The organism is Paramagnetospirillum kuznetsovii (assembly GCF_003284725.1).
Classification (GTDB): Bacteria; Pseudomonadota; Alphaproteobacteria; order Rhodospirillales; family Magnetospirillaceae; genus Phaeospirillum; species Phaeospirillum kuznetsovii.
The window spans coordinates 98,869-119,633 of record NZ_PGTO01000004.1; the positions used below are offsets into that span (position 1 = coordinate 98,869).

The 20,765-nt window shown below is 63.1% G+C and carries 21 protein-coding genes; 13 read left to right on the forward strand and 8 right to left on the reverse strand.

Annotation, left to right across the window (positions count from 1 at the left end; translation table 11 throughout):
• Window positions 1-15: 15 nt before the first annotated feature.
• Genes CU669_RS07150 through CU669_RS07155 form a run of 3 tightly spaced genes read right to left on the reverse strand, consistent with a single transcriptional unit; the run spans window position 16 to window position 2,124 of the window.
• Window positions 16-1,410 (reverse strand): ISL3 family transposase, encoded by a 1,395-nt coding sequence (locus CU669_RS07150; RefSeq protein WP_161539605.1) that lies wholly within the window; start codon window positions 1,408-1,410, stop codon window positions 16-18.
• A gap of 32 nt (window positions 1,411-1,442) precedes the next feature.
• On the reverse strand, window positions 1,443-1,838 hold the full coding sequence (locus CU669_RS21330) for a hypothetical protein (RefSeq protein ID WP_161539606.1): 396 nt from the start codon (window positions 1,836-1,838) through the stop codon (window positions 1,443-1,445).
• Window positions 1,839-1,842: 4 nt separating this feature from the next.
• Window positions 1,843-2,124: a type II toxin-antitoxin system Phd/YefM family antitoxin gene (locus CU669_RS07155; protein WP_112143167.1), complete on the reverse strand. Its 282-nt coding sequence runs from the start codon at window positions 2,122-2,124 to the stop codon at window positions 1,843-1,845.
• Between the two features lie 37 nt (window positions 2,125-2,161).
• Here CU669_RS07155 and CU669_RS07160 point away from each other — a divergent pair, with 37 nt between their 5' ends.
• The gene (locus CU669_RS07160; RefSeq protein WP_146747695.1) at window positions 2,162-2,371 is read left to right on the forward strand and encodes a hypothetical protein; all 210 of its coding nucleotides are present in this window, start codon (window positions 2,162-2,164) and stop codon (window positions 2,369-2,371) included.
• Window positions 2,372-2,440: 69 nt separating this feature from the next.
• Here CU669_RS07160 and CU669_RS07165 read toward each other — a convergent pair whose 3' ends face one another.
• Together CU669_RS07165 and CU669_RS21335 are read right to left on the reverse strand one after the other, a co-directional pair.
• Window positions 2,441-3,415, reverse strand: coding sequence for a site-specific integrase (locus CU669_RS07165; RefSeq protein WP_161539607.1), 975 nt, complete (start codon window positions 3,413-3,415; stop codon window positions 2,441-2,443).
• Window positions 3,402-3,590: a hypothetical protein gene (locus CU669_RS21335; RefSeq protein ID WP_161539608.1), complete on the reverse strand. Its 189-nt coding sequence runs from the start codon at window positions 3,588-3,590 to the stop codon at window positions 3,402-3,404. The genes CU669_RS07165 and CU669_RS21335 overlap by 14 nt, the downstream gene beginning before the upstream one ends.
• Before the next feature lie 179 nt (window positions 3,591-3,769).
• Between CU669_RS21335 and CU669_RS21615 the strand changes: the two genes are divergently transcribed.
• Window positions 3,770-4,018 (forward strand): helix-turn-helix domain-containing protein, encoded by a 249-nt coding sequence (locus tag CU669_RS21615; RefSeq protein ID WP_407671559.1) that lies wholly within the window; start codon window positions 3,770-3,772, stop codon window positions 4,016-4,018.
• Window positions 4,019-4,416: 398 nt separating this feature from the next.
• Here CU669_RS21615 and CU669_RS07175 read toward each other — a convergent pair whose 3' ends face one another.
• Entirely contained in the window at window positions 4,417-5,952 is a 1,536-nt protein-coding gene (locus tag CU669_RS07175) for an RNA-directed DNA polymerase (protein WP_205119391.1), read from the reverse strand.
• A gap of 292 nt (window positions 5,953-6,244) precedes the next feature.
• Here CU669_RS07175 and CU669_RS07180 point away from each other — a divergent pair, with 292 nt between their 5' ends.
• Both CU669_RS07180 and CU669_RS07185 read left to right on the forward strand, forming a co-directional pair.
• Window positions 6,245-10,096 carry a DUF3427 domain-containing protein gene (locus CU669_RS07180; protein ID WP_112143632.1) on the forward strand — a complete coding sequence of 1,284 codons (3,852 nt, stop codon included), beginning with the start codon at window positions 6,245-6,247 and terminating at the stop codon, window positions 10,094-10,096.
• Window positions 10,097-10,635: 539 nt separating this feature from the next.
• Window positions 10,636-11,463 carry a lysozyme family protein gene (locus tag CU669_RS07185; RefSeq protein ID WP_239988587.1) on the forward strand — a complete coding sequence of 276 codons (828 nt, stop codon included), beginning with the start codon at window positions 10,636-10,638 and terminating at the stop codon, window positions 11,461-11,463.
• A 140-nt stretch (window positions 11,464-11,603) separates the two neighbouring features.
• On the opposite strand, the gene CU669_RS07190 is transcribed toward CU669_RS07185, so the two are convergent.
• Both CU669_RS07190 and CU669_RS07195 read right to left on the reverse strand, forming a co-directional pair.
• Entirely contained in the window at window positions 11,604-12,233 is a 630-nt protein-coding gene (locus CU669_RS07190) for a uracil-DNA glycosylase (RefSeq protein ID WP_112143172.1), read from the reverse strand.
• 103 nt (window positions 12,234-12,336) lie between these two features.
• Entirely contained in the window at window positions 12,337-12,897 is a 561-nt protein-coding gene (locus tag CU669_RS07195) for a LabA-like NYN domain-containing protein (protein ID WP_112143636.1), read from the reverse strand.
• A 169-nt stretch (window positions 12,898-13,066) separates the two neighbouring features.
• Here CU669_RS07195 and rpoZ point away from each other — a divergent pair, with 169 nt between their 5' ends.
• The 9 genes from rpoZ (at window position 13,067) to recO (ending at window position 20,620) form a co-directional block, all read left to right on the forward strand.
• Window positions 13,067-13,465, forward strand: a complete 399-nt coding sequence (rpoZ, locus tag CU669_RS07200) for a DNA-directed RNA polymerase subunit omega (RefSeq protein ID WP_112143174.1) — start codon at window positions 13,067-13,069, stop codon at window positions 13,463-13,465.
• A 138-nt stretch (window positions 13,466-13,603) separates the two neighbouring features.
• Window positions 13,604-15,757 (forward strand): RelA/SpoT family protein, encoded by a 2,154-nt coding sequence (locus tag CU669_RS07205; protein ID WP_112143176.1) that lies wholly within the window; start codon window positions 13,604-13,606, stop codon window positions 15,755-15,757.
• Between the two features lie 195 nt (window positions 15,758-15,952).
• Window positions 15,953-16,684: a pyridoxine 5'-phosphate synthase gene (locus CU669_RS07210; RefSeq protein ID WP_112143177.1), complete on the forward strand. Its 732-nt coding sequence runs from the start codon at window positions 15,953-15,955 to the stop codon at window positions 16,682-16,684.
• Window positions 16,681-17,085, forward strand: a complete 405-nt coding sequence (gene acpS / locus CU669_RS07215) for a holo-ACP synthase (RefSeq protein WP_112143179.1) — start codon at window positions 16,681-16,683, stop codon at window positions 17,083-17,085. The genes CU669_RS07210 and acpS overlap by 4 nt, the downstream gene beginning before the upstream one ends.
• 94 nt (window positions 17,086-17,179) lie before the next feature.
• Window positions 17,180-17,923, forward strand: coding sequence for a signal peptidase I (gene lepB / locus CU669_RS07220; protein ID WP_112143181.1), 744 nt, complete (start codon window positions 17,180-17,182; stop codon window positions 17,921-17,923).
• Window positions 17,924-18,610 (forward strand): ribonuclease III, encoded by a 687-nt coding sequence (gene rnc / locus CU669_RS07225; protein ID WP_112143183.1) that lies wholly within the window; start codon window positions 17,924-17,926, stop codon window positions 18,608-18,610.
• On the forward strand, window positions 18,607-19,518 hold the full coding sequence (gene era, locus CU669_RS07230) for a GTPase Era (protein ID WP_112143184.1): 912 nt from the start codon (window positions 18,607-18,609) through the stop codon (window positions 19,516-19,518). Before rnc ends, era begins: the two co-directional genes overlap by 4 nt.
• Before the next feature lie 180 nt (window positions 19,519-19,698).
• A complete protein-coding gene (locus CU669_RS07235) occupies window positions 19,699-19,920 on the forward strand; it encodes a hypothetical protein (RefSeq protein WP_112143186.1) in 222 nt (73 codons plus the stop codon).
• Window positions 19,907-20,620 carry a DNA repair protein RecO gene (gene recO / locus CU669_RS07240; protein ID WP_112143188.1) on the forward strand — a complete coding sequence of 238 codons (714 nt, stop codon included), beginning with the start codon at window positions 19,907-19,909 and terminating at the stop codon, window positions 20,618-20,620. The genes CU669_RS07235 and recO overlap by 14 nt, the downstream gene beginning before the upstream one ends.
• The last annotated feature ends 145 nt before the right edge of the window (window positions 20,621-20,765 follow it).

Here is a 20,765-nt window from a genome sequence, read left to right on the forward strand (position 1 = left end):
CGGAAGGTATCGACCTCACCATCCGTCGCAGCGCCCCGGCATCTCCAGCAGCCCGGCCTCGGGATGATGAATCCCGAAGCCGGTCAGGGCGATCTGGCGCCGGATGTCGGCCATGCTCCATCCCAGGGTGGACAGGGTGTCGATGGCCCAGGCGAGATCGCTGGCCAGGAAGCTCTCCTGCGGGCGCCCGCCCAGCCGGAACAGGGTCTTCGCCCGGAGACGCTCGAAGCTCATGGTGCGGCCTTCGCGGTGGATCTTCTTGATGCGGCCATTGGTGTTCTCGGTCATGCCGTTGGTGGTCCGCTCGGTGGTCCAGTAGGCCATGATCGGGCTCCGCCAGGCCCTCACCGCGTTCGCCACCCCGCGCAGTTCCGGCACTCGCCCGACGACCTCGCCGGCCCGCTTCAGCCAGGCGTCGAGCCGGGCGCCAGCCAGGGCCCGGTCCTCCTCGTCGAACACATCGAACAGCGCCTCCCTCATCTCGTAGGCGATCTTCAGCTCGGGATTGTCGTCGAGGACCTGCCGGAGAATGGGGCGCTCGACGAGGGCCAGTCTGGCGGCGCGCTTCTGCAGCATGGCCCGCAGCACGGTGGGGCGAGGCAGTTTGCTCCGCTTCTGCTGCTGTCGGCGCGGGGCCCCCTTCTGCTTCATGATCCGCATGCGCCAGGTGTTGACCACCGCGCGCGCCATCTGGGTCACGTGCCAGCGGTCGGCCACCACTGTGGCGTTGGGGAAGAACCGTCCGGCGAGGGTGGCGTATCCCCGGGTCATGTCGATGGCCACCACCTCTACGGCCTCGCGGTCTTCCATGGTCGCGAAGAAGCCCTCGAAATCCTCCCGGCTCCGCCCTTCCAGCAGGGTGATCAGGTGCCCGGTGTCGAGATCGACCACCACACCGCGATCCTTGCCGCCGATATGGGCCTCGTCGATGCCGAGGCGGCGGGGGCCTTGGGGCGGGGCGATGGGCTTCCACCGCCGGATCGTCTCGTCGAAGATGGCCAGGATGGTCCGTTCGTCAACGCCGGTGCGCCGGGCCAGCTCGGTGGCGGTGAGGTTGTGGCTCTCCTGCTCGATCATCGCGACCAGGCGGGACGTCATCGCCCGGCTGGTATCGAGCCAATCCGGGCGGAGCGTCCGGGTGGCGCCGCAATGCCGGCAGCGGAGCACCGGATAGCTGAGATCAAGGCGGATCCAGCTGGTGCCCAGCGGCACATCCTGGATCTGGCAGCGAACCGGCTGCTTGCTCTCCATACGGCCCGGGCAGCCGTGGGGACAGAGGCGATCGCCATCGGCTGGCTCGAAGCGGCAATCGATGACATGGCGGTGGATCCGTCGGGCGGCAGGATCCAGACGGCTGTGTTGCCCGACCAGACCGGGGAGCCCCAGGTGGGGCAGGAGGGAATGCTTCATGGCGGTTCTCCGGCTTTGTGTGGCTTGCTGGTTCAGCCGTAGACCGACCAGAACTCCTCCGGCGTGATCACCGGATAGGTATCTGTCATGGCCAGCAGGGCTTCGTTCTCGGTAACGCAGTGAGTTGCGCCGCACGGCAGGCGTTTCCTGCCCCGGGGTGTGGCTGGCGGTTCGCATCGGCTTCCCGGCGGCAGGACGACGGTGTTGAGGCGGATGGCGGCGATGAGGTCGTTGACCTCGAGCACCGACCATCCCAGGCGACCGGCCAGGCGATAGAAGATGTGGGCCAGGTCCTCGATTGCGGTGATCTCCAGGACGAGCTCCAGGCTGCCATGGCGCCAGGCGGAGATGATCCGCCCCTGGACGGTGCCGGGATAGGCGAGGCCGATGGCCACGGTTTCGGCGTCGGTCATGATGCGATGGGACATGGGATCAGCCCTCCCCGCCCGGGGCCTGGACCTCGGCGGCCATGGCCTTGAGATTGGCGATGCCGTCCTCGGCCGGGATTGCCGCGAAGGTCGCCGCGATCCCTTCGGCCAGCGGGACCAGCCGCCGCTGCGCCTCGCGCACTCGCTGGAACAGTCCGGTATCGATCAGGGTGGCGACATGCTTGCCGTCCTTGGTCAGGGCGATGCAGTCGCCGCGGTACTGTACCCGGTTGATCATGTCGCCCAGGTTGCTGCGAAAGGTCTGGGCATCGACGTCGACGATCATGGAGTCCTCCTCCTGCTGTGTGGTCCCGGGGGAGGATATGGATCGCATCGGGCGGAGCGGGCACGGCGATGGCCGGGCTGGTCTGATCGATGGGATCATGATGGTCGGGATGGCGGGGCGGGCCATGACCATCATGGTCCGGGTGGTCACGCCACCGATGACCCTCATGGTCCCCATGGTCAGGGGAGGATTCGGGCGGAAAATCCGGCTCGGCAAGGCGGCGATCCGAGGGGGGATCGGGCTCTGAAGGGGTTGAGAACGCCCAGTTATGGGCCTCTTGCCCCCCCGGCCTCGCCGCCTTGCCGAGCCGGACCTTTCAGAGGCCGGTGCGTGCCATTCGGCTGGTCGCTAACGCATCCGCCGGGCGGATGTACTGCCACAGGGTCTGGCGGCGCTGGTGACCGGTCTGGCGCTGGATCGCCCATTCGGGCGCGCCTGCCATGGCCGCCGACGAGGCGAAGCCGGCCCGCAGCGAATGGGCCCCCAGGCTCGCCACGAAGGCCCGCGCCCGACGACCCGACAGCCCCCTGGCCTCGGCCGCCCAGCCCGCCGCCTTGCAGACGATGCGGGCCACCGCCCGCGGCCGCAGGAAGGCCTCCTGGATCCGCCCGAAGCGGTCGATGGGCCGGAACAGCGGTCCCTCCGACAGATGCGCCCGCATCACCCAATCCTTCACCGCCGCCACCGGGCAGGGGCCGTCATCGCTGGCGCAGGCAATGCCTTTGATCAGCGACGCCGAACCGTCCTGGTCGGTCTTGCCGCCCGGCAGGTGGACCACCAGTCCGCCGGCCCGGAAGTCGAGCATGGAGATCTCCAAGGCGGCGAGTTCGGAGCGGCGGAAGCCGCCGGCGAAACCCAGCAGCAGCATCGCCCGGTCCCGCGCCCCGGCCAGCGAGCGCGGCAGCCCCGCCACCATGGCCCGCATGTCGTCCGGCGTCAGCGCCTCCTTGCCCTGGGGCCGCGCCCCATGCACCCGCCGGATCCCCGACAGCACCGCGCGGATCTCGTGGTTGCCAGGATCGAAGGCATGACCGGCAGCCCGGTGATAGGCGGCCAGCGCCGCCAGGCGGCGGTCGAGGGTGGTGGCCCGCAGCGTCCCGGCATGGGCGGCCAGATACTGGCAGACGGCATCGACGCTGGTGGGCAGCGCCGGCTGGCCCACCTCAGTGCACCAGGCCTGGAAGTGGGTCCAGTCGGAGCGGTAGGCCCGCCGGGTCGAGGGCGCCCGCGAGGCCGCCCGGTAGAGGGCCAGCCGGTCGGCGGTGTCCTCGGGCAGATCAGTCGGCGCCATGGGACACCTCCTGGCCGGCGGAATCGTTGAGGGTGAGGTGGCAGCAATGCTGGCCCTCGCGGTCAACATAGTCATCGACCACGCGGAGCCGCCGGTTGGGCAGGCGCTGCAGCCAGTCGAGGCATTCGCGCAGGCGGCCGCCATGGCCTCTGGGCGAGATCAGGATCACATCCATGGGAATCCTCCATGAGAGGGGTGGAGGCCGGGCAAACCCCGCCCGTTGACGGCCCACGGATGGACCGCCGGAGCAATGGTATGCACAGCCGGACTTGCCTAAGGAGATCACCTCAGGCTAGTACTCTGGTTACCACTCCGGCGAGTCCGGGTCAACAGAATTGGTACAGGGGTACTAAAGTGAGCCTCACGCCGATCCAGTGCCGCATGGCACGGGCCGCCCTCTTCCTCGGCTTCCGCGAGCTGGCCAAGATGGCCAACGTCTCCCCCAACACCATCGCCCGCCTCGAACGCGGCGAGAGCATGAACCCGCGCACTCTGGTCAAAGTGCGCACCGTGCTGGAGGACGCCGGGGTGATGTTTATCGACGCCGATGAGGTGGGCGGCGTTGGGGTGAGGGTGAAGGGGGAGAGGAATGCGGCACTGTAAAGAGCATTGGCTGGGGCGGCTAGAATGACTGCAAGGAGTCGAGAGCGGTATGTCCACCTGATGAAGTATGTCAGGCAAGGCTGCCGTGAACGTTCGAGGAGGATATCAACCTGGGTGAACATATGGGGTGGTTGCGCATTGAAAGTCGACTTTCAATAGATTCCGTCGTCTTCAAAGCCCATCTGTTCGTCATCACCGCCCTCGTCAAGATCGTCGAGTTCATCGACGTCCTCACCCTGGATTGCCTCTCGCAAGCGCCTCAATCGCTCGTTCTCCTGCCGCAATCCGCGCAAGGTCATAGTGATAGAGGTGTACCCGCGCGCTATGTCTAAAAAGCGGATCCGCTTTGCAAAGAGTAACCCGAAATACTGATCTTGAGCTATAAATACATCACTGATTCAAGGAAGAAATCCTTGAACAACAGCCTCATAAGAATACAACCACATTGGGCTCCGCAGCCCATCTGCTGTGAGTGATTGATCCCAAAGGCTGCGATCCACGACTCCGTGCACGAGTCCTTGCGCGTCAAGGCACACAACCAAAAGCGCGATGAATCCGTTCTCAATTTCAAACAGCGGCTTGAGGCGCCCAGCAGGAAGAGTCAAATTGAGGCGAATAGCTAGAAAAAGAAGCCATATAATCTCGCCAGACCTGTTGGATCGTGCTAGCACATGAATTCTATTGCTAATGAACTCTGTTAGTATTTCTTCATTCACATCGCAACTAGCTACTTGTCGCAGCAGAAGTATTTCAACCATAATTGGTATTATGCTTGGATTTCTTCGATACGCATTAATGAGGCTAAATTGAATGGCGTCCCAATCTTTGACGTTTACAAAGGCCGAGCGTGCGTGCTGGAGTCCGAACTTCTCCACGTTTAAGTCCGAGTGAATCTCGCATAGGCGACCAAGCTGATAGAGGAAGTGCTGAAGTTCGTCCGTTTCAGTTTGCCTCCCCGGGGGATGGCGCGGCAGATGTGCACGAACTGCTTGCTGCCATCCCGTGTGGTGACGATGCGACGTGGGGAATATTGCGGACTTCTCGCCATTCAGCTCAAGCTCGAACGCAGCCAGTGTTTGGCGCAACGCAGCCAACAATTCTTCACCGCTCGCCCCGCTGGGGCTGCTGAGTGTGTAGTCATCGATATAGCGAGATGCGTCACGCCTTCCAATGCCCAGCCGCTGCTGGAGAAGCCCATCTACTGCCGACGCCACCAACTCGGCGATAAGCCGGGACGTGTCTGGACCAACCGGGAGCCCTAACGTTTGACCATCCTGGGCGTTCCGGCACAACAGATCTATCAAATTCCCGTATTGCGTGGCGCTGCGGTTCTGTTTGGCGAACGCCTTTGTGTGAATTGCCCAAGGGATCGCATGAGTATAAATTGAATGAAAAAAGGCTCGGATGTCCCCTACTGCGTATTCTTCACGACGGGAGGAAAGATTCACGCGAGTGTCATCCCTTAAGGCAATGCTCGGTCGCATAAGGGCGCGTGAGCCAGACCAGTCAAAAACCGGCGGCGAAAGTGTAATAACGGACTTGCGGGCTTTGCGGCGTAGATCGATATAATTGTTGGCCAGAACCCTAGATAGGAGCAGGTGCGCAACAGGGTTTGGCACACCGTGTCGGCGGTCTTCTTTTCCGAAGCGAGGAAAATAAAACCACGCGGGTTCCGAAATATAGGCATGGTGATTGGGAGCCCCCCGCCTGGTAAGCGGCAAGGCATCTATTCCCGTAAGGATTGATGTCCGATACTTAGCCAGCGTCTCGGAGACAAAGCATGGCGGCAATTCTGGCGCAAAATACCCATGAGAGATTAGGCGCCTTAGGCGCTCGGATTTGGTCTTTGCGCTCATCATATCCCCATTAATTTCGCCGCGATGAAGAGATCGCCCCTTGCGTTCGGCGGAATACGAAAAGCTTACAGCTTCCAACAAAAAAGTCTATTACGTGTTTTATCGGTGCAGCAAGTTTCTTATGGCGGGCAATAAGCTGGAGCAAACATTCGCCGTGCAGCTCCAATCAAAGATTTCGGATTGGCATAAAAGGAAGGCACGCCCCTTTGAACATCAGCTTTCGGTAGTGACTTTCGCTGTGAGGGCCAAAAATCGGTCCGAGGAGCGACCGACAGTCATGGGCGCAATCAGGACATTTAGCCATGATGGCTTGATACCATCGGAAGGTGGTGTAGCATCCCCTATCTCCAATTCTGCGTTAGCCCCCCCCGTGCCCGACACGATCGCCTACTACAACACCAATGCGAGCACGTTCTTTGCGGACACTGTCGGGGTCGACATGTCAGAACTCCATCTGCGCTTCCTCTCAGCAATCCCGGGCGGCGGGCTCATACTCGATGCTGGCTGCGGGTCGGGGAGGGACAGCAAGGCTTTCGCTGAACGTGGCTATCGGGTCAACGCCTTCGACGGATCGCCCGAACTCGTCGAGAAGGCCACGGAAGTCATCGGTCAGCAGGTCCGTCTGTGCCGCTTCGAGGAATTCGGCGACCGGGATTGCTACGACGGGATCTGGGCCTGCGCCAGCTTGCTCCATGTCGCCGAACAGGAGTTGCCTGCGGCGATCGGACGGCTGTGGGCATCCCTCAAGCCCTCAGGGGTGTTCTACCTCAGCTTCAAGTACGGCGATGGCCAGCGCACACAGGGCGGACGGCACTTCACGGACGCCACGGAAGCCAGGTTGACGGCTTGGCTGACGGGCCTTCCGGACATTGAATCCGTCGAGTGCTGGATCACCACCGACAAACGGCCCGACCGCAATGAATCTTGGCTCAATGCCCTGGTGAAGAGGAAGGCCGTTGTCCAAGCGAAGCTGATCACGGGCGAAGCCGCCCATCCCTTCCTGCCTCAGCTCTGCGCGGCCATGGCGCAGGCAGATGAAATCGATCTGGCCGTCGCATTCATCAAGACGACGGGATTACGGCTCCTCCTTCAGGACCTCCATGCCGCCTTGGGTCTTGATGAAGCGCGATCTCGCAGGCCCGCCCGACTGCGGGTGGTGACCAGCGATTATCTCGACGTTACTGACCCCGATGCATTGCGCCTTCTGATGCTGATGCAGGAGAATGGCGCCCAGATCCGCATCTTCGAGGCGAATGGGACTAGCTTCCACATGAAGGCCTATCTCTTCGCTCGGTTCAGCGGCGACGGCGCCATGAGCGGAACTGCCTTCATCGGCTCCAGCAATATCAGCCGGATGGCGCTGACGGATGGCCTCGAGTGGAACTACCGGATCGATTATCCGGGAGACCAGGGCTTCGTCGAAGCCCGCGCTCGGTTTGAAGATCTCTTCGGGGATCCCAGAACCACATCTCTTACCGATGCCTGGATCGACCGCTACGAGGCCCGCCGCATTCCACCAGCTAGGTCTGTCGCACCGGGGAGTGAGGAACAAGAACCACCGCCGACGCCAACGCCGGTTCAAGTCCAAGCCCTTGCCGCACTCGATGGCACCAGACGGAGCGGATTCCGGCGAGGCTTGGTCGTACTTGCCACCGGCCTCGGCAAGACATGGCTGGCCGCGTTCGACGCCGAACAGCTTGGGGCTCGCCGCGTGCTGTTCATCGCCCATCGCGAAGAGATCCTGTATCAGGCTGCGGAAACCTTCATCCGTATCAGGCCGAAGGCCCGTGTCGGCTTTTTCATGGGACAGGTGCGGGACGTCCAGGTCGATGTCCTCTGCGCTTCGGTGCAAACGCTGGGGAAGGCGCTCCATCTGGATCGTTTCGCACCCCAGCACTTCGACTACATCGTCATCGACGAGTTCCACCATGCCGCAGCGCCGACCTATCGACGCCTCCTGACCCATTTCGCGCCCCAATTCCTCTTGGGATTGACGGCGACCCCGGATCGAACGGACCAATCCGACATCCTGACGCTGTGCGACGACAACCTCGTCTTTGGGTGCGACCTGTTTTCCGGGATCTCGGCCGGACTGCTGGCCCCATTCCACTATTATGGGATCTGGGACGAATCGGTGGATTACCGCGAGATCCCATGGCGCAGCGGTCGTTTCGATCCGGAACAGCTTTCAAACAAGCTGGCCACCCTTGCGCGTGCGCGCCACGCCCTGAAGCAATGGCAGGATCGCGCCCAGAGTAAGACCCTGGCCTTCTGCGTCTCGATCCGGCACGCCGAGTATATGGCTGAGCAATTCGGGCGGGCTGGGGTCCGTGCGGCGGCTGTCTATGCCGGCTCTGCACTGGGGCGAAGCGAAGCCCTCGAACAACTCGCCGATGGCAGGTTGCAGGTGATCTTCTCGGTCGATCTATTCAATGAAGGCGTCGACCTTCCCGGCATCGACACGGTGCTGATGCTGCGTCCGACGGAATCGAAGATCCTGTTCCTGCAACAGCTTGGGCGAGGCCTTCGCCGCGCCGCAGGGAAAGAGCGGTTGGTCGTTCTGGACTTCATCGGCAACCACCACAGTTTCCTTCACAAGCCGCAGGCACTGGCCAAGGCCGGGGCCACCTACCGACAGCTGGCCGAATTCGCCCGCAAGGTCGAAGCACGTAGGCTTGAGCTTCCGACGGGCTGCTTCATCAATTACGACCTCGAACTCATCGATTTCCTCAAAGCCCTCGATACCGATGGTGCGTCGAAAGATTACCTCGCTCTGAGAGACGGATTGGGCCGTCGCCCGACCCTTTCCGAATTCTACCGCGCTGGGGCGAATGTCTCTCGGGCGCGGCAAGAGTTTGGCAGTTGGTTCGAACTGGTTGGCTCGATGGAAGATCTATCGGAGGCAGAATCCGCCATCGTGACGAAGCATCGGGAATTCCTTCGCGACCTAGAAGCAACAGCCATGACCAAGTCCTTCAAGATGGTCTTGCTCGAAAGCTTCCAGGAACTGAACGGGTGGGAAGCCCCGCCGTCCTTGGACGCATTGGCGGAACGCTCATGGCACGTCCTTCAACGGCGGCGCCCACTGCTCGGCGATCTCCCTGACGATCATGCAACGGCCTCCGATGGTGCCAGTGAGGGGTGGAAACGATACTGGCGCGACAATCCAGTCAATGCCTGGATCGGCGGGAACCGAGCTTCCGGAGCCAAGACGCTTTTCCGATTGGTCGATGATAGGTTCGAGCCGACCTTCAGTGTTGAGCCTGCGGACCAAGCGATCTTCACGAATCTGGTTCAGGAGCTCATCGACTACCGGCTCGCGGCCTACGAGGTTCGCCGCGCGGCGACGGCACCCTCGGCAGAGGTCGTCCCATTCGAGCGCAAGCGGGCAGACCGTACTGAACTTGCGTATTTCCCCAACCTGCCCATCGCCTGCGGCCATTTCCGTACAGGACGGGCCGATGCCGAAGAGCATTACAGCCTTGGCCCCGGATATGGCCTATTGGATCCGGCCAAGCACTTCATCGCACGAGCCTCTGGCAACTCGATGAATGGCGGGAAGCACCCCATCCAAGATGGCGACTACTTGCTCCTGGAACTGGTCAGTTCGTCGAGCGCGGGATCCATTACGGGCAGCGTGATGGCGATCGAGCGCCAGGACGAGTCTGGCGACGATCAGTATCTCCTCCGCGTTGTCACCAAGACCCAGGACGGCCGCTACATCCTGAAGGCCAACAATCCCGAATATGCCGACCTCGAAGCAAACGATCAGATGAGGACATTCGCCCGCCTACGGGGCGTGATTCCTCCGCTCGATCTGGCCGTGGGTCGGGCATTCATGCGCGAAGAAATCCCCACCCTGTTCGGCGAAGACTTTAATCCGGGCAACTGGAATGTCGGGCACGTGACCTTGCGGGACAAGAGGGCCCATGTGCTGCTGATCACCCTCAACAAGCAGGGTAAGTCTGAAGACCACCGCTATCTGGACCACTGGATCGACGATAGGACATTCCACTGGCAGACCCAGAATGCGACCACGCCCGAGAGCTCGCGTGGCCGCGAGATCATCAACCATGAAAAGCTTGGTATCTCGCTCCACCTGTTCGTTCGAGATACCAAGCTGGCAGACGGAAAGGCCGCGCCCTTCGTCTACGAGGGGCCTGTGCGATACCAGAGCCACACAGGATCCGCCCCCATGAGCGTGGTCTTGAAGCTCAGCTAAGACGCGCTTTTGCCCGACCGATTCGCCAGCACCATTTCCGGATTGTTCGGCTTGCTCCAAGGTTGTCTTGGGCGGCACGGCAAGGGGCTACGCATGTGTTCATGGGCGCGGCGGGTGGGCGCTCGGGTGTATCGATAGGTGGCCGAAATGAGGGGCGGAAATTCACAGCAATCGGTCACATTTTCTATTCACATTTTGCCATATATAAGCGTGCGCGAATGTTATTCGCAACGCATTGATAAAAAGCAAAAAAAACCGCTGGGTTGCCCCAGCGGCTTGAGTTTTGGGAGGAAACGTCCAAGAAAGACAGCAAGGGTAGGTCCAGGGACTTTCCGTTTGCTGCACTGCAATATATAAGGGGCGAATGGCGGATCGGCAAGCAGAAAAAATGGGCAAAGCGTACCGGATTGGGAAAAGCGCCTATTTTTCAGTCTTTTGCGGGCGCAGATCAGGTATGACCACTTGAGTCCGGTCATGGCGCGGTTGCTGGCACGTGGCGTGCAGGAGTATGGTGTGGCCAACGCGGACGGAGCGCTATCATGATGATCGGTCGGAGGACATGGATGGGAGCGGCATTGGCCGTGATCATGCTTGCCCCGAATCCGGCCAAGGCGGTGACGCCGCCGGTGAACGACGCCATCTGCGCCGGAGAGACCGCGGCGGCCGAGCGCAGCTATGGCATTCCGGCCGCGCTGCTACATTCCATTTCCATCGTCGAATCCGGCCGCTACGATTCCGAACGCCGGGCAGTTATTGCCTGGCCGTGGACGGTGATGGCGGAAGGGCAGGGGCGATATTTTCCCAGCAAGGCCGAAGCCATCGCCGAAGTGCGTAAGCTGAAGGCGCGGGGGGTCCAGAACATCGACGTGGGCTGCATGCAGGTCAATCTGCGCTATCATCCGACCGCGTTCGCCAATCTGGACGAAGCCTTCGATCCGGCCGCCAATGTGGGCTATGCCGCTCGCTTCCTCAAAGGCCTGTTCGATGCCACCGGCCATTGGCCGACGGCCGCCTCTTATTATCATTCCCAGACGCCCAGTCTGGCCGCCATCTATCGCGACAAGCTGATGAAGGTGTGGAACGGCACCGGCGCCTCGACCCAGACTCAACTGGCCTCCGCCTCGCCGCCATCGCGGGCCACCGCCAAGTCCAAGCCGGTTCCCCATGCGCCGACCTTGCAGGCGGTGCCGGGGTCGCCCGATGTCGAGGAACGGCGCCGCGCCTGGCGGGAACAGACCCTGGCCAGCCGGGACGAGGCCGGGCGCATCGCCGCCGCCTATCGTCAGGCCCGGGTGGCGGAATATCAATTGCGCCGCGCCCGCTTCCAGGAAGCCCGCGCCGCCCTGTCCACCACGACACGGCGTTAGGCACGCTCAAATTTACCTCGTCATTCCCGCGAAAGCGGGAATCCATGCATCCGGCGGCACACCGTAGTGGCTATAGAGATGCCTGGGGCCAACATGGATCCCCGCCTGCGCGGGGATGACGAAATGAAGGCATGGCGGTGTCAGACCGCCGCAAGGAGGGCTTCCACCGCACTGACGAACATGGCTTCGGTCAGGCGGCGGGTGTTGGTGTTGTAGCGCGAGCAGTGATAGCTGTCGGTCAGCACCAGCCCGAATTCCAGCCGATGCACCGCGCCATGGCCGAACGGATGGGCCGACTTCCGCAAGCCCAGTGTGGACAGCACTTGGTCGTGGGACTCGCGGCCAAGGCAGAGCACGCCCTTCAGATTGGGCATGGCCTTGATCTCGGCGGCGAGAAAGGGGCGGCAGGCGGCGAATTCGGCCGGCGTCACCTTATTGGCGGGCGGCGCGCAGCGCGCCGCGTTGGTGATCCGGCAGTTCACCAGGGTATATCCGTCATCGGCGCTGGCGCCGTAGCGCCCTTGCGCCAGTCCCAGCCTGGACAAGGTGGCATAGAGGAGATCACCGGCATAATCGCCGGTGAAGGGCCGTCCGGTGCGGTTGGCGCCCTTCAGGCCGGGGGCCAGCCCCACCACCAGGATCTGGGCGTCCAGCGCGCCGAAACTGGCGACCGGATCGTGATGCCAGCCGGGATAGGCGCGGCGATTGGCGGCGCGATACGCCACCAGCCGGGGGCACAGGCCGCAGTCGGGGGCGGGCTCATCAACCATCGGATTCGATCCTGCTCATGCGGGCGAGACGCCCGCGCTCCCAGATAAGGGCGCCTCGCTTGGAGCGCGGGCGTCTCGCCCGCTTAACCACGGGGTGAACGCCTCAATCGTCCATGGCTTGCGGTTCGCGATAGCTTTGGGCGCGGGCGATCTGGGATTCCAGGTCCAGCAGTTCCAGGAAGACATCGGCCTGGCGGCGCAATTCGTCCGCCACCATGGGCGGCTGCGAGCGGATGGTGCTGACCACGGTGACGCGCACGCCCTTGCGCTGGACGGCCTCCACCAGTCGGCGGAAATCGCCGTCGCCGGAGAACAGCACCACATGGTCGAGATACTGGGCCATCTCCATGACGTCGATGGCCAGTTCGATATCCATGTTGCCCTTGATCTTGCGGCGCCCGGTGGCGTCGGTGAATTCCTTGGTGGGCTTGGTCACCATGGTGAAGCCGTTATAGTCCAGCCAATCCACCAGCGGCCGGATGGGGGAATACTCCTGATCCTCCATCAAGGCGGTGTAATAGAAGGCGCGGATCAGGCGGCCCTTGGCCGCGAACATGGACAAAAGCTTCTTGTAGTCGATGTCGAAGCCCAGGGAGCGGGCGGCGGAATACAGGTTGGAGCCGTCGATGAACAGGCCGATGCGTTCGGCGGAATAGAACTGCATGATCAATCTCGCTTTTCGAAAATGAACGATTCCGCCAGGGACGGCGGTAAGAATGCGGCGAAGTTAGGCGTCATTTCGCATATCCGCAAGAGGCGGCCTCTTGCTTTCTAGGCGCCGGGGCATATATAAGCTGTCTTCTTTCTCAGGCGGCTAAAGACAAGGATGACCGATGGCGCGCGTTACGGTTGAGGATTGCGTTCTGAAAGTTCCGAACCGCTTCGAGCTGGTGCTAGTGGCCGGCCAGCGTGCCCGCGACATTTCCGCCGGTGGCAAGCTGACGGTTGATCGCGACAACGACAAGAACCCGGTGGTGGCGTTGCGCGAGATCGCCGACGACACCGTTTCCCTCGACGTGCTGCAGAACTCCCTGATCCAGGGCCTGCAAAAGCATGTGGAAGTGGACGAGCCGGAAGAAGACGAGATGGAAGGCTTCATCCCCGACGGCGATCTGGCCTTCGAGACCGTCGCCAACGAGGACGAGATGGTCGAGGACGGTATGTCCATCAGCGAGGACGGCGCCGATTTCGATATCGAAGCCGCGGGCGATCTGCCCATCGGCGAGGACTGACCCGTCGCGGGTTTACCGGCCGCCCGTCTTCGCAAAAGAAGACGGGCGATGTCGGTTTCTTCTTTTCCTTCGGCCTTGGGCCGTACACACTCATGGAATGGCGGGTTGCCTTGCCCGCCGCGATAGGGTGATGCCGGCATGATGCGCCAATTCGAACTGCTGGAGCGCGTCAAGTCCTACGATCCGAGTGCGGACGAGGACGCCATCAACCGCGCCTATGTGTTCGCCATGAAGATGCACGGCTCGCAACTGCGCGCCTCGGGCGATCCCTATTTCTCGCATCCCATCGAGGTGGCCGGCATCCTGACCAAGTACCGGCTGGATTCCGCCTCCATCATCACCGCCCTGCTGCACGATACCATCGAGGATACGCCCGCGACGCTGGAGGATATCGAGCGCCTGTTCGGCCGCGAGATCGGGCGTCTGGTGGATGGCGTCACCAAGCTGAACCGCATCGAGTTGCAGTCCGACCACGCCAAGCAGGCCGAGAATCTGCGCAAGCTGGTGCTGGCCATGAGCGAGGACATCCGCGTCCTGCTCGTCAAGCTGGCGGATCGCATGCACAACATGCGCACCCTGCACTACATCAAGAACCCGGATAAGCGCCGCCGCATCGCCATGGAGACCATGGAGATCTACGCCCCCCTGGCCGAGCGCATCGGCATGCAGGGCATCAAGATGGAGCTGGAGGATCTGGCCTTCGCCGAGCTGCATCCCGATGCGCGGGGCTCCATCGTGGCGCGGCTGTCCTTCCTGCGCGAACAGGGCGGCGATCTGATCAGCCGCATCCTGGAAGAGCTGCGGCTGATCCTGGGCGACGCCGACATCAAGGCCACGGTGTCGGGGCGCGAAAAGACGCCTTATTCCATCTGGCAGAAGATGCAGCGCAAGAATGTCGGCTTCGAACAGCTGTCGGACATCATGGCGTTCCGGGTGGCGGTGGACGGGGTCGAGGATTGCTACCGGGCGCTGGGCGTCATCCATTCCAAGTACCCCATGGTGCCCAACCGCTTCAAGGACTACATCTCGACGCCCAAGCCCAACGGCTATCGCTCGCTCCATACCGGCGTGTTCGGGCCGGAACGCCATCGCATCGAGGTGCAGATCCGCACCGTCGAGATGCACGAGGTTTCGGAACTGGGCGTCGCCGCCCATTGGAAATACAAGCAGGACGGCGGCAATCTCACCGACGGACGCCAATACCGCTGGCTGCGCGAACTGCTCGACATCCTGGAGCATGCGTCCAACCCGGAAGAATTCCTGGAACACACCAAGCTGGAGATGTTCTCCGACCAGGTGTTCTGCTTCACCCCCAAGGGCGACCTGATCTCGCTGCCGCGCGGCGCCTGTCCGGTGGACTTCGCCTATGCCGTCCACTCCCAGGTGGGCGACACCTGCGTCGGCGCCAAGGTCAACGGCCGCATCATGCCGCTGCGCACCCAGCTGCAGAACGGCGATCAGGTCGATATTATCACCTCGAAGGCCCAGACGCCCAACCCCACATGGGAACGCTTCGTTGTCACCGGCAAGGCCCGCGCCCGCATCCGCCGTTTCATCCGCACCCAGCAGCGGGCTCAGTACACCGAGCTGGGCCGCGCCATCCTGGTGCGCGGTTTCCGCCAGGAAGGCTACGATTTCACCGAAAAAGCGGCGGACGGTGTGCTGCGCATCTTCAAGGCCGCCACGGTGGACGATCTGCTGGCCATGGTGGGCGAGGGGACGCTGACCGCCCGCGAGGTGGTGTCCTCGGTCTTCCCCGAACTCAAGTCGCAGGCGCAGCGGCCCGACAACGTGGTGGCCCTGAAGGCGCGGCAAAAATCCGCCAACGACAAGAAGGATAAGTCCCACGCGGTTCCCATCAAGGGGCTGATTCCCGGCATGGCCATGCATTTCGCTGGTTGCTGCCATCCGCTGCCGGGCGACCGCATCGTCGGCATCGTGTCCACCGGGCGCGGCGTCACCATCCACACCATCGACTGCGAGAATCTGGAACAGTTCGCCGATCAGCCGGAACGCTGGCTGGATCTGGCCTGGGACGAATCCGACACCGACGCCCATGTGGGCCGCATCGATCTGGTGGTGGCCAACGAGCCGGGGTCATTCGGCGCCATTTCCACGGTGATCGCCAAGAACATGGGCAATATCACCAATCTGAAGATCACCAATCGCACCACCGACTTCTTCGAGATGATCATCGACATCGAGGTGAGGGACGTGAAGCACCTGACCAATGTCATCGCCGCGCTTCGGGCGACCCCCGCCATCAACTCGGTGGATCGGGCGCGGAACTAGGATAAGAGGCCCTATATGCATAAGGCCGTCATTCCCGCGAAAGCGGGAATCCATGTGTCCGGCGATGCAGGCTTGGGTCATACGTCTCCTTCGCTCCCGTCATGGATCCCCGCTTTCGCGGGGATGACGCAAGAGGAGGAATCCTATCCGATACTTTGTGTGGCTAATTTCTTAGGTTTTTGGAGCAGTTAGGATATGTCCCGTCTTCGTCTCGGCGTGAACATCGACCACGTTGCCACCATCCGCAACGCCCGTGGCGGCCGTCACCCCGATCCGGTGCGGGCCGCCCATATGGCTGCCGCCGCCGGAGCCGACGGCATCACCGCCCATTTGCGCGAGGATCGCCGCCATATCTCGGATCGCGACATGGAGCGCCTCGCCAACGAGATCACCCTGCCGCTGAATTTCGAGATGGCCGCCACCGAGGAAATGGTGGCCATCGCGCTGCGCCATCGCCCGCACGCCGCCTGTATCGTACCGGAGCGCCGCGAGGAGCGCACCACCGAGGGCGGTCTCGACGTGGCGGGGCAGCTTTCGGTTCTGAAGCCGCTGGTGGGGCGGCTGGTCGAGGCGGGAATCCGCGTCTCCATGTTCATCGAGGCCGATCCCAGGCAGCTTGACGCCGCCAAGGCGGTGGGGGCGCCGGTGGTGGAGCTGCATACCGGCGCCTATTGCGACGCCGAGGGCGCGGACCGCGACCGCGAGCTGACCCGTATCATCGCCGCCGCCGCCCATGCCCATGCCATCGGTCTGGAATGCCATGCCGGACACGGCCTGTCCTTTGACACCGTCAAGCCGGTGGCGGCCATTCCCACCATCATGGAACTCAATATCGGTCACTTCCTGGTGGGCGAGGCCATCTTCATCGGCTTCGACGCCTCCATCCGCCATATGCGCCAGCTGATGGACGAGGCGCGCAAGGCATGATCCTCGGCCTCGGCAACGACCTCATCGACATCCGTCGCATCGAGAAGACGCTGGCCCGGTTCGGCGACCGCTTCATCGAGCGCGTTTTCACCGAGGCGGAGCGGGCCAAGGCCGAGCGCCGGGTCGAGACCATGCGCGCCGCCACCTATGCCAAGCGCTACGCCGCCAAGGAGGCGGCCGCCAAGGCACTAGGAACCGGATTCCGCAAAGGCGTGTTCTGGCGCGATATCGGCGTGGTCAATGACCCGCTGGGGCGGCCGACCCTGCATTTGACCGGCGGCGCCCAGGCCCGGCTGGCCGAGATGCTGCCGCCCGGCATGGCGGCGCGCATCGACCTCACCATGACCGACGAATACCCCATGGCCGAGGCGGTGGTGATCATCTCCGCCGTCCCAGCTTGACACACGGCCTCGGGGCTGGCTTGATCTGCCCGGACAGCGGGATCTCCTGCCATTGTCAAATCATTTGAAACCAATATGTTGGACGGCGCTCTTCATGTCTAAAGGAAAGTCTGGCGGAATGATGGAGACGGTCAGGACGATCGTCTATGCCATGCTCATCGCCGGCGGTGTCCGCACCATCGCCTATGAACCGTTCAACATCCCGTCGGGATCCATGATCCCCAGCCTGCTGATCGGCGACTATCTGTTCGTCTCCAAATACGCCTATGGCTATTCCCGCTATTCCATGCCGTTCGGCATCGGACCGGGCGGCGGCCGCATCTTCGAGAAGGTGCCGGAGCGTGGCGACGTGATCGTCTTCAAGAAGCCGACCGAGAACAAGGTGGACTACATCAAGCGGGTGGTGGGCCTGCCCGGTGATCGCATCCAGGTCAAGGGCGGCATCCTGCACATCAACGGCGAGGCGGTGGACCGGAAGCGCATCGAGGACTTCATCGAGCGCGACCGCGACGGCAACATCTTCCGCGCCCCCCAGTATGTGGAGACCCTGCCCAACGGCAAGAAGCACCGCATCATCGAAGCCATGGGCGACAATGGCCCGGCCGACAACACCATGGAATACAAGGTGCCCGCCGGTCACTACTTCATGATGGGCGACAATCGCGACAATTCCGCCGATTCCCGCTTCCTGTCCGAGGTGGGCTATGTCCCCGCCGAAAATCTGGTGGGCCGCGCCGAGGTGCTGTTCTTCTCCAGCGACGGCAGCGCCGCCCTGTGGGAAGTCTGGCGTTGGCCCTGGGCCATCCGCTATGCCCGCTTGTTCCAGGGAATCGAATAGGTGGGGGCGAAGGCTTCCGAGCTTGCCGATCTTCTGGGGCATCGCTTCGCCTCGCCCGACCTGCTGAGCCAGGCGCTGACCCATCCCAGCATCAATCAGGGGCGAAAGTACAAGCAATCGGCACCCTATGAGAGGCTGGAATTCCTCGGTGACAGGGTGCTGGGGCTGGTGGTGGCCGACATGCTCTATCGGGCCTTTCCCGACGAGGCGGAAGGCGCCCTGGCGCGCCGCTTCACCGCCTTGGTGCGCAAGGAGGCGGTGGCCCGCGTCGCCCTGTCCATCGGGCTGGATCGTCGGCTGGCCATGGCCAAGGGCGACGAGGATGCGGGCGGGCGCGCCAATCAGGGCATTCTGGCCGATGCCTGCGAGGCGGTGATCGGGGCACTTTACGCCGACGGCGGCTTCGAGGTGGCGGCCCGCTTCGTGCGTGGCCACTGGCGGGCGATCATGGACGAAGTGTCGGCGCCGCCCAAGGATGCCAAGACCGAATTGCAGGAATGGGCCCAGGGACGTGGCCTGAAACTGCCCGCCTATGTTGTGGTGGGCAGCGAAGGCCCGGCCCACGAACCGGTCTTCCTGGTGGAAGTGGCGGTCGAGGGTGTAGGCTCCGCCCAGGGACGCGGATCATCCAAGCGGGTGGCCGAACAGGCCGCCGCCACCGAATTGTTAGAGAAAGTGAAGTCATGAGCGAGGTTTTGGAATCCGATCAGCGCTGCGGCTTCATCGCCGTGGTGGGAGCCCCCAATGCGGGGAAGTCCACCCTGGTCAATGCCCTGGTGGGGACCAAGGTCTCCATCGTCTCGCCCAAGGTTCAGACCACCCGCTTCCGGGTGCTGGGCATCGTCATGGCGGGCACCGCCCAGATCATCCTGGTGGACACTCCCGGCATTTTCGCCCCCAAGAAGCGGCTGGAACGCGCCATGGTCGCCGCCGCCTGGAGCGGCGCCTCCGACGCCGATCACGTCTGCCTGCTGGTGGACGCCCATCGCGGCTATGACGACGACGCCCGGGCCATTGTCGCTAAGCTGAAGGAGGCGGGACGCAAGGCCATCCTGGTGCTCAACAAGGTGGATCTGGTCAAGCGCGACAAGCTGCTGGGACTGACCGCCGATCTGGATGCCGAGGGCATCTTCACCGACGTGTTCATGATCAGCGCCCTCAACGGTTCCGGCGTCGCCGATCTGATGGCGCATCTGGAAAAGCTGGTGGCGCCCGGTCATTGGATGTTCCCCGAGGATCAGGTGTCCGACCTGCCGCAGCGACTGCTGGCCGCCGAGATCACTCGCGAGAAGGTGTTCCTGGATCTGTATCAGGAGCTTCCCTATTCGGTGCATGTGGAGACCGAAAGCTGGGAAGAGAAGTCCGACGGCTCGGCCCGCATCGACCAGGTCATCTATGTGGAGCGCGACAGCCAGAAGCCCATCGTTCTCGGCAAGGGCGGCAAGCAGATCAAGGCCATCGGCGCCGCCGCGCGGGCCGAGCTGGAAGAGCTGCTGGAACGCCGCGTCCATCTGTTCATCCACGTCAAGGTGCGTGACGACTGGTCGGAAAAGCGCGGCCATTACAGCGAAATCGGCCTGGATTTCGATGCCTGAGCGCAAGCCGAGCAAGGTTCACCCCACCCCCAACCCCTCCCCATCGAGGGGAGGGGAGGCGAACGAAAGCCCCTCCCCATGGAGGGGAGGGGGGATGATCCTTAGCCCCTCCCCATGGAGGGGAGGGGGGATGATCCTTAGCCCCTCCCCCTTGTGGGGAGGGGTTGGGGTGGGGGGACCATGACACCGCGTGACCTCGCCCTTGGCTTGATGTGGTCGGGGACGCTGTTGCTGGCCGGATTGCTGCTTTATCGCCTTCGCCTCGGGGCGTGGAGCCTGGAAGACGAGGAGATCCCCAAATCCACCCAGGGCCAATGGGTTACCGCCGGTCTCGCCTTGTCCGCGGCCGGTTTGGGCCTTGGCCTGTTCGTGTGGAGCTGGTTCGCGCATGGAGTGGGATGACGAGGCCATCGTGCTGGCGGTGCGCCGCCACGGCGAACATGGCGGCATCGCAAGCCTGTTGACCCGCGCCCACGGCCGCCATGCCGGTCTGCTCCACGGCGCCCAATCCAAGGCGAACCGCGCCGTCGCCCAGCCGGGCAATCAGGTGCGGGCGTGGTGGAAAGGCCGACTGGCCGAGCAATTGGGCACCTTGCGCCTGGAAGTGCTGCACGCCCATGCCGGAATGGTGCTGGACGATCCCGCCCGCCTGACCGCCTTGTCGTCGGCCTGCGCCCTGGCGGAACTGGCGTTGCCCGAGCGTCAGCCCCATCCCGGCGCCTATGCCGCGCTGTCGGCCCTGCTGGGGGCGCTGGCTGCCGAGTCCTGGCCCAGTGTCTATGTCCATTGGGAATTGGCCCTGCTGCGCGATCTCGGCTTCGGTCTCGACCTGTCGGCCTGCGCCGTCACCGGGGCCACCGAGGATCTCGGCTTCGTCAGCCCCAAGACGGGGCGGGCTGTGTCGCGCTCCGCCGCCGGGCCATGGAAGGACAGGCTGTTGCCGCTGCCTCGCTTCCTGGTGGACGGCGGAGAGGGCGAGGCCGCCGAGATCCGCGACGGCCTGAGCCTGAGCGGATATTTCCTCGACCGCCATGTCCTGGCCGCCCATCACGCCGTGATGCCCGCCGCTCGCATACGACTGGTTGACCGCTTCCGTGCATGAGATACTATATGTCGCTTCTGGCGGTCGAGTGAGGGACGCGTGCTTCCGAACTTCGTTCGTCATTCCCGCGCAAGCGGGAATCCATGTGTCCGCGCACGAGGATAGGGGCCAAAGGCCTCATTCGCGTCCGCCATGGACCCCCGCA

Excerpts from the sequence above, each read along its gene's own strand:
- recO (WP_112143188.1), top strand. The coding sequence starts at position 19,907 with ATGGAGTGGGATGACGAGGCCATCGTGCTGGCGGTGCGCCGCCACGGC.
- CU669_RS07190 (WP_112143172.1), bottom strand. The coding sequence starts at position 12,233 with ATGGTTGATGAGCCCGCCCCCGACTGCGGCCTGTGCCCCCGGCTGGTG.
- CU669_RS07205 (WP_112143176.1), top strand. The coding sequence starts at position 13,604 with ATGATGCGCCAATTCGAACTGCTGGAGCGCGTCAAGTCCTACGATCCG.
- lepB (WP_112143181.1), top strand. The coding sequence starts at position 17,180 with ATGTCTAAAGGAAAGTCTGGCGGAATGATGGAGACGGTCAGGACGATC.
- CU669_RS07235 (WP_112143186.1), top strand. The coding sequence starts at position 19,699 with ATGACACCGCGTGACCTCGCCCTTGGCTTGATGTGGTCGGGGACGCTG.
- CU669_RS07185 (WP_239988587.1), top strand. The coding sequence starts at position 10,636 with ATGATGATCGGTCGGAGGACATGGATGGGAGCGGCATTGGCCGTGATC.
- CU669_RS07210 (WP_112143177.1), top strand. The coding sequence starts at position 15,953 with ATGTCCCGTCTTCGTCTCGGCGTGAACATCGACCACGTTGCCACCATC.
- CU669_RS07195 (WP_112143636.1), bottom strand. The coding sequence starts at position 12,897 with ATGCAGTTCTATTCCGCCGAACGCATCGGCCTGTTCATCGACGGCTCC.
- CU669_RS21335 (WP_161539608.1), bottom strand. The coding sequence starts at position 3,590 with ATGGATGTGATCCTGATCTCGCCCAGAGGCCATGGCGGCCGCCTGCGC.
- CU669_RS07160 (WP_146747695.1), top strand. The coding sequence starts at position 2,162 with ATGGATCGCATCGGGCGGAGCGGGCACGGCGATGGCCGGGCTGGTCTG.
- rpoZ (WP_112143174.1), top strand. The coding sequence starts at position 13,067 with ATGGCGCGCGTTACGGTTGAGGATTGCGTTCTGAAAGTTCCGAACCGC.
- acpS (WP_112143179.1), top strand. The coding sequence starts at position 16,681 with ATGATCCTCGGCCTCGGCAACGACCTCATCGACATCCGTCGCATCGAG.
- era (WP_112143184.1), top strand. The coding sequence starts at position 18,607 with ATGAGCGAGGTTTTGGAATCCGATCAGCGCTGCGGCTTCATCGCCGTG.
- CU669_RS07150 (WP_161539605.1), bottom strand. The coding sequence starts at position 1,410 with ATGAAGCATTCCCTCCTGCCCCACCTGGGGCTCCCCGGTCTGGTCGGG.
- CU669_RS21330 (WP_161539606.1), bottom strand. The coding sequence starts at position 1,838 with ATGTCCCATCGCATCATGACCGACGCCGAAACCGTGGCCATCGGCCTC.
- CU669_RS07165 (WP_161539607.1), bottom strand. The coding sequence starts at position 3,415 with ATGGCGCCGACTGATCTGCCCGAGGACACCGCCGACCGGCTGGCCCTC.
- CU669_RS07155 (WP_112143167.1), bottom strand. The coding sequence starts at position 2,124 with ATGATCGTCGACGTCGATGCCCAGACCTTTCGCAGCAACCTGGGCGAC.